Below are 12,421 nucleotides of genomic sequence, written 5' to 3'. Positions count from 1 at the left end.
CGGGACCAGTAGTTCACGGGAGGGCGCAGGTGTCGCCGTCGCAGACGGCGGCGGGGGCGCCGAGCGGGATGAGGGACGGGCGCGGCGCGGCGGCGGCAGCCGGCACGCCAGCGGCCGGCACGGCCCGCACGGCCGGCACGCCCGTGGCCGCCGCGGCAGCCGCCTGCGGCGCCTCGGCGGCGGTCACGCGGGCACCTGGGCGCGCTCGGACCAGACCTGCTCGAGGACCTGGGCGAACGTCTGCGCGTCCTGGGCTCCGGAGACGCCGTAGCGGCCGTCGATCACGAAGAACGGGACGCCGTTGATGCCGTACCCGGTAGCGGTCTCCTGGTCGGCGCGCACGTCCGACAGGTAGCGGGACGACTCGAGCGCTTCGAGCGCGGCGGCGCGGTCGAGGCCGACCTCCGCCGCGAGGTCCGCAAGGTCCTCGACGCGGCCGACATGGCGGCCCTCCACGAAGTAGGCGCGAAACAGGCGCTCGGCCAGCTCCAGCTGCTTGCCCTGCTCCTTCGCGAAGTGCAGCAGCTCGTGCGCCTTCACCGTGTTGGTGTGCTTGAGGGTGTCGAAATGGTAGTCCAGGCCGACCGACGAGGCGATGCCGGTGACCCGCTCCAGCATCTGCTCCACCTGACCGGCGGGCATGCCCTTGTGCCCGGCGAGGAAGTCGACCTCGCTGCCCTCGAAGTCGACGGGGGTGTCCGGGGACAGCTCGAACGAGTGGTACTCGACCTCCACACCGCGGCCGTCGCCTGCACCGGCGAAGAGACCGCTCCCCGCCTCGAACTTGCGCTTGCCGATGTAGCACCACGGGCAGGCGATGTCGGACCAGATGTCGATCTTGATGGGTTCGCTCACGTCAGGGTCAACGCTGCAGCGCTGCACCTATTCCGCCGCGGAGGCCGCGGCCGCCGCCGAAGGCTTCGGCGCGTCCACCGCTCCCCCGAAGCGCCGGTCGCGGCGGTGGTACAGCTCCACCGCATCCCACAGGTCCGTCCGGCTGAAGTCCGGCCACAGCGTGTCGAGGAACACCATCTCGGCGTAGGCACTCTGCCAGAGCAGGAAGTTGCTGGTGCGCTGCTCGCCGGAGCTCCGCACGAAGAGGTCGACGTCGGGCATGTCCGGGAGGTAGAGGTGCCTCTGGATGGTCTTCTCGCTCACTGCGGACGGCCGCAGCCTCCCCGCGGCCACCTCGTCGGCGATCGCCCGGACGGCGTCCGCGATCTCGGTGCGGCCTCCGTAGTTCACGCACATGGTGAGGGTGAGCACGTCGTTGCCGGCGGTGAGCTGCTCGGCGTACTGCAGCTCCTTGATGACCGACGACCACAGGCGCGGCTTGCGCCCGGCCCAGCGCACACGGACGCCCCACTCGTTGAGCTGGTCGCGCCTCCTGTGCAGGACGTCACGGTTGAATCCCATGAGGAAGCGCACCTCTTCTGGCGACCGCTTCCAGTTCTCGGTCGAGAACGCGTACACGCTCAGGTGCTTCACCCCGACCTGGATGGCGCCGGCGACCACGTCGAGCAGCGCCGCCTCCCCGGCGCGATGGCCCTCGATGCGGGTGAGGCCCCGGCGGTTGGCCCAGCGGCCGTTGCCGTCCATGACGATCGCGACGTGCGAGGGGACGCTGCCTGCGGGGAACTCGGGAGGGTAGACCCCGGTCCAGTCGAGCGGCCGGTATTCGACCGCATCCTTGTGCGTGTACGGCTTGGGGCTCATCCACTCGCCTTCTGGTCGGTGCCGTTCGGGGCAGGGCGGACCTGGTCGTGCTGAACGTGCTGCAGGGACCGCAGTCCGCGTTCGAGGTGCCACTGCGTGTACGCGGCGACCACGCCGTTGGCCCGCCCGCGGGTCGTCTCGGAGGCCGCCTCCGCCGCCTCCCAGTCCCCCGACAGCAGCGCGCCCAACAGCGCGATCGTCTCCGGGTCGACCTTGGGGGCGCCCTGCGGCGCGCAATCCGCGCAGACGACCCCGCCCAGCTGGACGACCACGGCTGTGTGCGGCCCGGGTGCACCGCAGCGGGAGCAGTCCTGGAAGCTGGGCGCCCACCCCGCGAGCGACAGCGCGCGCAGAAGGTACGAGTCGAGGGTGAGCCCGGGGCCGTGCTCCCGGCGCGACAGGGACCGGAGCGCCCCGACGAGCAGGAGGTACTGCTGCAGTGACGCCTCGGCGTCGGTCAGCCGGTCGGCCGCCTCCACCATGGCGTTGGCGGCGGTGTAGCTCGCATAGTCGTCGGCGATCAGGGCACCGTAAGCGCCGATGGTCTCGGCCTGGGTGATCGTGTCGAGACTGCGGCCCTCGTACAGCTGCACGTCGGCGACCATGAACGGCTCCAGCCGAGACCCGAAGCGGGACGCCGTGCGCCGCACGCCCTTGGCGACCGCACGGATCTTGCCGTGCTGCCGGCTGAGCATGGTGACGATGCGGTCGGCTTCCCCCAGCTTGTGGGTGCGGAGCACGACGGCTTCATCACGGTAGACAGGCACACTCCAGTATCGCGCCTGCGGCTGACAGCGCGGCGGGCGGACGGGCGTGCCGCGCATGGTACACATGACGGGTGAGCACGACCGCCCTCAACATCGGCGCACTGGCGATCCCGCTGTGGGGCGACCTCGTCGCCGTCGGCGTCGGCAGCCTCCAAGGCGCGATGTTCGCGTCCGGCTTCCGCGACCGCCGCCTCGACCTGCTCGGCATCGCCATCATCGGCGTGGCCACCGGGGTGGGCGGCGGACTGCTGCGCGACATCCTGCTCAATGTCACGCCGGTCGCTCTGCAGTCGAACTGGTACCTGCCGATCACCGTGGTCGCCGCACTGCTCGGGATGCTGCTGGTGCGGCTGTTCCGGAGGCTGGACCCGCTGATCACCCTGCTGGATGCGCTCACCATCGGGCTGTTCGGCGCGATCGGGGCGACGAAGGCGCTCGCGCTCGGTCTGCCGGAGGTTCCCGCGGTCTTCGTCGGGGTCGTCTCGGCGGTCGGCGGGTCCATCCTGCGCGACATGCTGCTGAACCTCCCGATCGCGCTGATGCACGTCGGGTCGCTGTACGCGGTCGCGGCCGGCGCGGGAACCATCGTCCTCGTCGTGATGGTCGACCTCGGCGTGCCGCTCATCCCTGCGGCGATCGCGTGCGTCGTGGTGACGGTCGTCATCCGGCTGCTGGCCGTCCGCTTCGGCTGGAGCCTCCCCGAGCAGCGCGAACTGGGGCGCCTGCCGCGGATGCGGTGGCCGCGCCTCAACCTGAGCCGGACCCGCACGCCGGCCCGGATCGACGAGCGCACCGAGACCGGCGCGATCCCGCGCTATCGCATCGACCGCGGCGACCGCCCCGACTGAACGCCGCCCCCGAACATTCGTCACGAATCGGGGCTCCGGACGCACCGAACCGCACATTCGTCACGAATCGGGTCTCTGGACGCACCGAACCGCACATTCGTCACGAATCGGGGCTCCGGACGCACCGAACCGCACATTCGTCACGAATCGGGGCTCCGGACGCACGGAACCCGACATTCGTGACGAATGTCGGGTTCCGGGGAGAGGCAGGAGGACAGCGCGCGGGCGGTCAGACGCCGACGAGCTCCGAGGCGGCCTGGCCCGCGGCGGACCGCACCGCACGGTTCACCGCGGAGACGACCGCCTTGAAGGAGGCCGTGGTGGTGTCCGCATCGATGCCGACGCCCCAGCGGCGCTGGCCGTCCACATCCACCTCGACGTACGCGGCCGCCAGGGCCGACTCGCTCGCCGACAGCGTGTGCTGCGAGTAGTCGTACAGGTGGGCGTCGACGCCGTGCTGGTGCAGGATGTCGAAGAACGCCGCGATCGGGCCGTTGCCCTCGCCGGTGGCCTTCGACACAGTGTCACCGTCGCGCAGCGTCACCGTGAGGACGACGTGCTCGCCGGTCTCGTTGGTGGTCGTCGTGCTGCCCAGCTCGAAGCGGCCCCACTTGGCGTCCGGGTCGGAGGACGGCGCCGGCAGGTACTCGTCCTGGAAGACGTCCCAGATCTGCTCGCTGGTGACCTCGCCGCCCTCGGCGTCGGTCTTGGCCTGCACGACGCCGGAGAACTCGATCTGCAGTTTACGCGGCAGGTCGAGCGAGTGGTCGTTCTTCAGCAGGTACGCGACGCCGCCCTTGCCGGACTGGGAGTTGACCCGGATGACCGCCTCGTAGCTCCGCCCCAGGTCCTTCGGGTCGACCGGCAGGTAGGGCACCGCCCAGACCAGGTCATCGACCGTGACGCCCTCGCGCTCGGCGCGCGCCTCCATCGACTCGAAGCCCTTCTTGATGGCGTCCTGGTGGGAGCCGCTGAACGCAGTGAACACCAGGTCGCCGCCCCACGGGCTGCGCTCGCCGACCGGCAGCTGGTTGCAGTGCTCGACCGTGCGCTTGATCCCGTCGATGTCGCTGAAGTCGATCTGCGGGTCGATTCCCTGTGTGAACAGGTTGACGCCCAGGGTGACCAGATCGACGTTGCCGGTGCGCTCGCCGTTGCCGAACAGGCAGCCCTCGATGCGGTCGGCGCCGGCCAGGTAGCCCAGCTCGGCGGCGGCGACGGCGGTCCCGCGGTCGTTGTGCGGGTGCAGCGACAGGATGACGTTCTCACGGTGGTTCAGGTGCCGCGACATCCACTCGATCGAGTCGGCGTAGATGTTCGGGGTCGCCATCTCGACCGTCGCGGGGAGGTTGATGATGACCTTGCGCTCGGGCGTCGGTTCGAAGACCTCCAGCACCTGGTTGCAGATGTCGGCGGCGAACTCGAGCTCGGTCCCGGTGTAGCTCTCGGGCGAGTACTCGTAGTAGATCGTCGTGCCGGGGACCAGCGACTCGAACTGCCGGCACAGCCGGGCGCCGCTGAGGGCGATGTCGATGATGCCCTGCTGGTCGGTGCGGAACACGACCTCCCGCTGCAGGATGCTGGTCGAGTTGTAGAGGTGGACGATCGCCTGCTTGGCGCCGACCAGCGACTCGTACGTCCGCTTGATCAGGTGCTCGCGCGACTGGGTCAGCACCTGGATGGTGACGTCGTCCGGGATGGCGTCCTCTTCGATGAGGCTGCGGACGAAGTCGAAGTCCGTCTGGCTGGCCGACGGGAAGCCGACCTCGATCTCCTTGTAGCCCATCCGCACCAGCAGATCGAACATGATCCGCTTGCGCTCGGGGCTCATCGGGTCGATCAGCGCCTGGTTGCCGTCGCGGAGGTCGACCGCGCACCAGCGCGGCGCCTCGGTGATGCGCTGGGAGGGCCAGGTGCGGTCCGGCAGGTCGACGCGGATCTGCTCGTGGAACGGACGGTACTTGTGGATCGGCATGGCGCTCGGCGCCTGCGTGTTCTTCATGGTCTTCTCGAATCCTTCACTCGTGTGCTGGGGAGAGCCGACGACGAACTCCGCGACGAGTGAGGCCCGGGATTAGGACTCGTCGCGGCAGCTAAGGAGGAGCAGACCGTACACAGCACCGAGAGTACCACGCCGTCTCGGCCCGGTCATCGCCCGTTCCGTCAGGACCGTCCCCGGACGAACGTCGCAGCCTGGCGCACCGACAGCTCCGGCAGGTACGCCCGCACCAGAGCGATGCCGATCGCGGGCAGTGCCACCGGGTCCGGGTAGGCCATCATCAGCGGGTGCAGCTCCGGCTGGAACTTCTGCTTGAACTTGAGCAGCGAGCGGAAGCCGTAGACCGGCTCCAGCGAAGAGCTGAGGTAGCCGAGCAGCCGGTCCATGGCGTCCTTGTCCCCCTCTGGCGCCGCGGCGGTGTGAGCCAGCGGAGCAGCCGAGAGCGACATGAATTCGATGCCGTCCTCCTTCATCCGCGTGGCCGCCTCGGCGATGAGGAACTCCATCACGCCGTTGATGCTGTCCGGCCGGCGTCGCATGAAGTCGAGTGTCCAGCCGACCACGATGCCGTTGCGGAAGGTCGGCAGCCAGCTGGTGACCGCCTCGATGCGGCCGCTCTCGTCGACCGCGAGCATGAGGCGCACCTCCGGGTCGCGCAGCTCGTCGAGGCCTCCGAGGGTGAAGCCCATCTCGGGGAGGTCCTTCTCGGCCACCCACTGCTCCGAGATGTCCGCGAGCTGCACGGCGGCGGTCAGCGGGAGGGCGGCGAAGCTGGTCCATTCCGACCGGATGCCGGCCCGTTGCGCCCGGTTGATGGAGGAGCGGACGTCCTGCCACTTCTTGCCGGTCGTCGCCCAGAGCTGCGGGCGGATCAGGGTCTCCTCCGCCACGGTCATGGTCGACCAGCCGAGCCGTTCGAACAGCGGCGCGTAGTGCGCATCCACGCTGTAGAAGACCGGGATCCACCCGTTGTCGTCGCAGAACCGGGCGAAGCTCTGGATGGCCCCGTCGTGCGGCCCGGGCGCGCCGAACGGGCCGCCCGTGGTCAGCGCGACCCGACCCTCCACCCGGTAGGCGATCGCCCCTCCGCCGACCGGGTCGAACCAGTAGGAGTTGCCCGGCCAGGTCGCCATGTAGGAGATCGCGTCGCCGCCGCCGCGGTGGAGGAGGTCGCGCACGCGTCCCTCCTCGCCCGTCCCGAGGCGTCGGAGTCCGCGGCCGAGCGTCGCCGGGATCGCCCCGACGATGGCGACCAGCCAGAAGACGGTTCCGATGTTGTGGTACACGATCGTGGCGAGCGGCGTCGTCGGGAGGTACTGCACCGGTTCGCGGCGCAGGAAGCTGACGGGCACGAACCGCTCGAGCACGTCGTCGAGCAGGTCGCTGAGGTCGATGGGACGGGTGAACCCGGTGTCCTTCTGCAGCCAGCCGACGAGGACGTACAGGACGACGAGTCCTACGCCCGTCGACAGCACCAGCAGCAGGTAGCGGCGAACGGCCCGCGCCGACGGCATGACCGTGAAGTTGCGGCGGAAGACGATCAGCAGCACCGCCATCGCCAACGGGACCAGCGTCGACAGCGCCAGCATCGCCGTCACCTCCCAGTACCGGGGTGAGACGACCGGCCGCGCTGCCGCGATCGGGAAGATGCCGTAGTACAGGGCGGAGAGGAGGGCGAGCAGCCCGTTCACCGCGACGGCGAGCCACACGGCGAAGCGACGCCCGCGCAGCAGTCCGTAGGCAGCGACGAGCAGCACGAGCAGCGGAAGGACCGAGAGCAGCACAGGGCCGAAGCCGTTGATGCGCTCCAGGGTCAGGTCGCGCACGCACTGGCGAGTGACAGCGAACGCCTGGCAGCGCTCGATGACCGATCCGGCGCTCGGCGCCTCGTTGCTGAACAGCAGCCCGATCGGCGAGAGCAGTCCGTACCGCGTCGAGCCGAGCAGACCGATGACCGGGCCGAGCGCGGTGATCGTCACGGCGGAGGCGAGAAGCACCCGGACCTCGTGATGGGAGCTGCGGAGCCAATCCCCCGCGACGCGCGTCTGCCGCAGCAGCGGGCCGAGCGCGAGGCCCGTCAGCACGGCGAGCAGCCGGTACAGGTCCGACGGGAGGCCCGAGTACAGCACGTACATGATCGCCACCAGCAGCGTGATCACGCGGAGGCGGCGCCGCCACAGCGTTCCGGCGAACGCGCTCGCCGTCATGACCGTGCCGCCGATCGCCGTGAAGACGTCGAGCACCAGCAGGCCGTGGACGTTACGGGCCCAGAGCTCGCCGATGTCGTTCGCGGCGACCTGCACCAGAGCGCCGACGACGATGCCGACGACGGCCGTGCCGAAGAAGGCGAGCGCTGTCCGCCACGCGCCCATGAGGCGCTCCGACGCCCCGACGAGCACCACGGTGAGGATGAGCGCGATCACGAGCTCGAGCAGGTCGTCGGTGAAGAGCACAGCGGTGAAGGGCGACCACCAGTGGCCGTCCAGCAGCTGGACGGCGCCCGCGCCCAGCCAGCCGCGCAGCGGCCGGTGCGGGCCGCGCAGCGGACCCGTGACCAGCGCGAGGACCAGGATGAGCAGGGTCACCCCGGTGGTGAAGGGATGCTGCGCGACCAGCCGTCCGATCCGCGCCGGCAGCGCGGACAGCTTCACGACCCGAGGCCCATCTGGGTGGCGAGGTACGGGAACCCGGTGGCCAGGACGTAGCGCACGGTCTTCCAGTCGTGGGCCGTCCCCGGCGAGCTCAGCAACTGAGCGTGCACGCCGGCGCGCTGAGCATCGTCGTACAGCGTGCGCGCGAACGCGGTGTACTTGGCGTCGTCGGCCCCCGCACCGAACACCATCACCGAGTCGGCGTACGGCGTGTGCTGCTTCATCATCGCGGAAGGCTGCGCCTTCTCGTAGGCGGACCTCGACCCGCCGAATCCCGTGCTGATGGTCAGCTCCTCATCCCCCAGTGTCGGCCCCAGCTCGCTCGAGGAGGCCAATGCCGAACCGAACAGGTCCGGCCGGCCGCTCGCGAACTGCACCGCACAGGTTGCTCCCTGCGAGTAGCCGAACACCCCCCATCCTGCCGGATCACCGCTCACGCGCAGGTTCGAACGCACCCAATTCCGCACATCCGTCAGCAGGTAGGTCGCCGAGTCGCCGTACGCACGCGAATCGACGCACATCGGATTGCGGCCGGGACCGCCGAGCTGGTCGGGGGCGACCACGATCGGCGCATAGCCGTCGTGCGCCGCCGCGAAGCGGTCCATCGCGGTGGCGACGCCGCCTGCGGTGAACATGTCGGCGGGCGCGCCCGGTTGCCCGGACAGCGCGTACAGCACGGGCAGCGCCGGCGGATTCGCCGTCAGCGCGACCGGCGGGAGGTAGACCACGGCCTTGCGCGCCGGGAACCGGGATTCGGTGGAGGGGATGCGGACGGTGCCGATCTCGCCCTTCGCCGGAACGCTCGCCGGGTCGCTCACGGTGGCCTTCCAGTCGGTGCCGGCCACCACCTCCCCCCGCTCCGCGTGCAGACCGAGAGCCTTGTAGGGCACGATCCCGAGCGCGTCGTTCAGGTTGCGGTACGCCCCGAAGTCGACGTTGATGCCGCAGAGCGCGGTGGCCACGAACACCGGGATGCTGACCACGGCGATGACCTTCCGCCACCAGCGGGAGCGGAACAGGTTCGCCACGGCCAGGCCCACGCCGGCGAAGCCGAGCGCCGTCCATAGCGTCGTGACGGGAGTGAGGTCGACGCCGAACAGGTCCATCACGTCCGTGAGGAGCCACACCAGGAACCAGCCGACGAACCCGCCGACGAGCGCGGCCACGAGCCCGGCGAGCGTCCGCCGCGCCGTCGGACGGATCAGCAGGTACAGCGCCAGGCCGGCCGCGAGAACGTCGAGCGCGATGAGGAACGGGGGCTTGTCGATCCTCAGGGTCAGCAGCCAGTTCAGGGGACATCCTCTCGGTGGGGCTCGGGCGGGCACTCGACGGCACCGCGTTCGATTATTCAGCGCCAGGTTCATCGATAGCTGAGGCTCTGTGAGAGTTCAGCCAACATTCAGCCGGTCAGTCGACCGCCAGCGCCTCCACCGGGGACACCCGCGTGGCCCGACGGGTGGGAGCGAGGGCCGCCACGACGGCCAGAACCGCCGCCGCCAGCACGATCGCTCCGAGGAACGGCCAGGGCAGTGACGGAGCGATGAGACCGCCGCCGGGGATCGTCCCGAGCAACGACTGCGCGCCGATCCAGCCGTAGAGCGTGCCGAGGACGAGACCGGTGAGGACGGAGGCGACGGTCAGCTGCGAGCTCTCGGCCAGGATCATCCGGCGCACCTGTGCGGCGCTGAAGCCGAGGGCGCGCAGGAGGCCGAGCTCGCGCCTCCGCTGAAGGACGCTGAGCGACAGAGTGTTGACGACGCCGCAGGCGGCGATGACCGCGGAGAAGCCGACCAGGACCATGAACACGGTCAGGGTGCCGCCGATGATCGCCGACGCCCCCTCGTAGATGCCCGGCTCGCGCGCGGACGCATCCTGGATCAGCTGCAGCCAGGTGGAGGCGGCGACCACGAACATCGTGATGAGGGTGACCCCGATCACCAGCCCGATGGCCGACCGTGCGCTCCGTTCGGGATTGCGCACGGCATTCGCCGCGGCCAGCCTCCCCGCCGCGCCCCGGCCGAGGAGCAGACCCACACCACGGAGGATCGCAGGCAGGAAGTACGGAGCCGCCAGGATGATCCCGGTGAACGAGAGCACACCTCCGGGGAGCGCCACCAGCACACCGAATCCCGACAGGGCGCCGAGCGAGGCGTTCATCCGCGCGAACGCTCCGAGCCCGAGCAGCAGGCCGCCCGCCAGCAGGACGGCGCCCGAGAGGATGAGCAGCAGCGAGACCGTGAGCCGGCCAGCGCTGCGCACGACGCGCGCCGGACGCTCCTCCGCGGCGCCGAGCGCCTGCACGGGCGTGACAGCGAGCACCCGGCGGCTGCCCACCCAGGAGGCGAGCCACGTCGTCAGCACGACAACGACCACCGGCGCGACCATCACCGGGCTGAGCACCGGGTAGAGCGCGTCCGGGAGGACCCCGGTCGCCACGAACGCCCGCACGGCGACCAGGCACAGCGCGGCGGAGGCTGCGCCGCCGGCCACGCCGCCGATGAGACCGACCGCGAGCCCCTCGCTCGCCACCGACCGGCGCTGCGCACGGGCACTGGAGCCGATGAGCCGCAGCAGTGCGATGGTACGGGTGCGGCCGGCGATCACGGTGGCGAAGGTGTTCGTGGTGACGATCGCGCCGACGTAGACGGCGATGACGAAGAAGATCCCCGCCACGACCCCGAGGGCGATCTGGACGCTCCCGTGCTCCCCCATCGACGAGCTGCCGATGTAGGCGGCGAGCGTGTTCACACCGCCGACCAGGGCGACGCCGAACGCGGAGCTGAGCCCGGCGACGAGGATGCCGGCCCGATGGTCGCGGGCGTTCGCCCGGAAGGCGGAGAAGGGGCGGCTCACGCGCGAGCCTCCATCCCGAGCATGAACGACGAGATCTCCTCCGGAGTCGACTGCGGCCGTTCGGCGACGATGCGGCCGTCGGCCAGGAAGACGATGTGATCGGCGTAGCTCGCCGCCACCGGGTCGTGGGTGACCATCGCGATGCTCTGGCCGAACGTGCGTGCCGCCTCCTGGAGCACCGCCAGGACCTCGCGGCCGGTCCGCGAATCGAGGTTGCCGGTCGGCTCGTCCGCGAAGACGAGGTCGGGCCGGGTGGCCAGGGCCCGGACGATCGCGGCACGCTGCTGCTGACCGCCGGAGAGCTCGTGCGGGCGGTGCGTCAGCCGATCGCGCAGCCCCAGCGTGTCGACGAGGTGGTCGATCCACTCCGACTGGGAGCGGGACGGCCGACGGCCATCCAGCTCGAACGGCAGGAGGATGTTGCCCTGCACATCCAGCGTGGGCACCAGGTTGAACGACTGGAAGACGAAGCCGATCCGGCGGCGGCGCAGCAGCGTCAGCTCGGCGTCGCCGAGGTGCGTGATCTCGGTGTCGCCGAGGAACACGCGGCCGCTCGTGACCGAGTCCAGCCCCGCCATGATGTGCATCAGCGTCGACTTGCCCGAACCGCTCGGGCCCATGATGGCGGTGAACCGCCCGGCCGGGATCCCGATGGTCACGTCGTCGAGTGCGCTCACGCGCCCCGCGCCACTGCCATAAGTCTTCGTGGCTGCTTCGACGCGCGCCACCGTATCCGTGAGAGTCAGCTCCATGCCCTCAACGCTAGGGAGGCGGACCAGCGCGGCGGATCGGGCGGCGGGCCCATCCTGTGTCCTCCCTGAGGATGACGTGTGGAGGTCCGGGAGGCGGTGGAGGGCGGCTCGGCGCTACTCGGAGGCGGTCAGGCCGTGCTCGAACGCGTAGACCACCATCTGCACCCGGTCGCGCAGCCCGAGCTTCGCGAGGATGCGCGAGATGTGCGTCTTCACCGTCGCCTCGCTGAGGAACTCGGAGCCTGCGATCTCGGCGTTGCTCAGGCCGCGGGCGGCGAGGACGAAGATCTCGCGCTCCCTGGTCGTGAGCGACCCGAACTCGGGCGGCTCAGGCCGGTTCGGCTGCGCCGACGAGAAGTACTCGAACAGCTCGCGCGTCGCACCGGCGGCGATCACGGCGCTGCCCGCGTGAACGGTGCGGATGGCGGCGAGCAGGAACTCCGGCTCCGCGTCCTTCAGGACGAAACCGCTCGCGCCGCCGCGGATGGCCCTGGCTGCGGCCTCGTCGAGGTCGAAGGTGGTCAGCACGACGATCCGCGGCGGCGTGCGGCCCGCGCGCTCGGCGTCGGCGATGATCGTGCTCGTCGCCGCGATGCCGTCCATGATGGGCATCCGGATGTCCATCAGGACGACGTCCGGGCGGGTCTCGGCCGCCAGGCGCACGCCCTCCTGGCCGTTGCCGGCCTCGCCAGCGAATTCCAGGTCGTCCTGGGAGCCGAGCAGCATCCTCACGCCCGCCCGGAACAGCGGCTGGTCGTCGACCAGGAGCACGCGGATGCGTGTGCCGGCCTCGGTCACGCCGCCGGCCGCATCCCCGCTCGCTCCGCCGCTCACG

11 protein-coding genes are annotated in these 12,421 nt (G+C 70.4%); 1 reads left to right on the top strand and 10 read right to left on the bottom strand.

Going from position 1 to position 12,421, the window contains the following annotated elements; translation table 11 throughout:
- Positions 1-13: 13 nt before the first annotated feature.
- The 4 genes from SB754_RS07225 to recO are packed head-to-tail and all read right to left on the bottom strand — an operon-like array spanning position 14 to position 2,483.
- Positions 14-187, bottom strand: coding sequence for a hypothetical protein (locus SB754_RS07225; protein ID WP_410781660.1), 174 nt, complete (start codon positions 185-187; stop codon positions 14-16).
- Positions 184-855: a DsbA family protein gene (locus SB754_RS07220; protein ID WP_410781659.1), complete on the bottom strand. Its 672-nt coding sequence runs from the start codon at positions 853-855 to the stop codon at positions 184-186. The genes SB754_RS07225 and SB754_RS07220 overlap by 4 nt, the downstream gene beginning before the upstream one ends.
- 27 nt (positions 856-882) lie before the next feature.
- Positions 883-1,716 carry an isoprenyl transferase gene (locus SB754_RS07215; protein ID WP_410781658.1) on the bottom strand — a complete coding sequence of 278 codons (834 nt, stop codon included), beginning with the start codon at positions 1,714-1,716 and terminating at the stop codon, positions 883-885.
- Positions 1,713-2,483 (bottom strand): DNA repair protein RecO, encoded by a 771-nt coding sequence (recO, locus tag SB754_RS07210; protein ID WP_410781657.1) that lies wholly within the window; start codon positions 2,481-2,483, stop codon positions 1,713-1,715. Before recO ends, SB754_RS07215 begins: the two co-directional genes overlap by 4 nt.
- Before the next feature lie 71 nt (positions 2,484-2,554).
- Between recO and SB754_RS07205 the strand changes: the two genes are divergently transcribed.
- Positions 2,555-3,331 carry a trimeric intracellular cation channel family protein gene (locus tag SB754_RS07205; protein WP_410781656.1) on the top strand — a complete coding sequence of 259 codons (777 nt, stop codon included), beginning with the start codon at positions 2,555-2,557 and terminating at the stop codon, positions 3,329-3,331.
- Between the two features lie 229 nt (positions 3,332-3,560).
- Here SB754_RS07205 and leuA read toward each other — a convergent pair whose 3' ends face one another.
- The 6 genes from leuA to SB754_RS07175 form a co-directional block, all read right to left on the bottom strand.
- Positions 3,561-5,333, bottom strand: coding sequence for a 2-isopropylmalate synthase (leuA, locus tag SB754_RS07200; protein ID WP_410781655.1), 1,773 nt, complete (start codon positions 5,331-5,333; stop codon positions 3,561-3,563).
- 161 nt (positions 5,334-5,494) lie between these two features.
- Positions 5,495-7,981: a bifunctional lysylphosphatidylglycerol flippase/synthetase MprF gene (locus tag SB754_RS07195; RefSeq protein ID WP_410781654.1), complete on the bottom strand. Its 2,487-nt coding sequence runs from the start codon at positions 7,979-7,981 to the stop codon at positions 5,495-5,497.
- On the bottom strand, positions 7,978-9,306 hold the full coding sequence (locus SB754_RS07190; protein ID WP_410781653.1) for an alpha/beta hydrolase-fold protein: 1,329 nt from the start codon (positions 9,304-9,306) through the stop codon (positions 7,978-7,980). The genes SB754_RS07195 and SB754_RS07190 overlap by 4 nt, the downstream gene beginning before the upstream one ends.
- Positions 9,307-9,388: 82 nt before the next feature.
- A complete protein-coding gene (locus tag SB754_RS07185) occupies positions 9,389-10,834 on the bottom strand; it encodes an FtsX-like permease family protein (protein ID WP_410781652.1) in 1,446 nt (481 codons plus the stop codon).
- Positions 10,831-11,586 (bottom strand): ABC transporter ATP-binding protein, encoded by a 756-nt coding sequence (locus SB754_RS07180; RefSeq protein ID WP_410781651.1) that lies wholly within the window; start codon positions 11,584-11,586, stop codon positions 10,831-10,833. The genes SB754_RS07185 and SB754_RS07180 overlap by 4 nt, the downstream gene beginning before the upstream one ends.
- Positions 11,587-11,700: 114 nt before the next feature.
- A complete protein-coding gene (locus SB754_RS07175; RefSeq protein WP_410783279.1) occupies positions 11,701-12,384 on the bottom strand; it encodes a response regulator in 684 nt (227 codons plus the stop codon).
- Positions 12,385-12,421: the final 37 nt, after the last annotated feature.

Origin of the sequence: Leifsonia sp. SIMBA_070 (assembly GCF_046534635.1) — a bacterium.
Taxonomy (GTDB): Bacteria; Actinomycetota; Actinomycetes; order Actinomycetales; family Microbacteriaceae; genus Leifsonia.
Note: the sequence above shows the minus strand (reverse complement) of the source record. Positions and strands in the feature narration are given on the sequence as shown.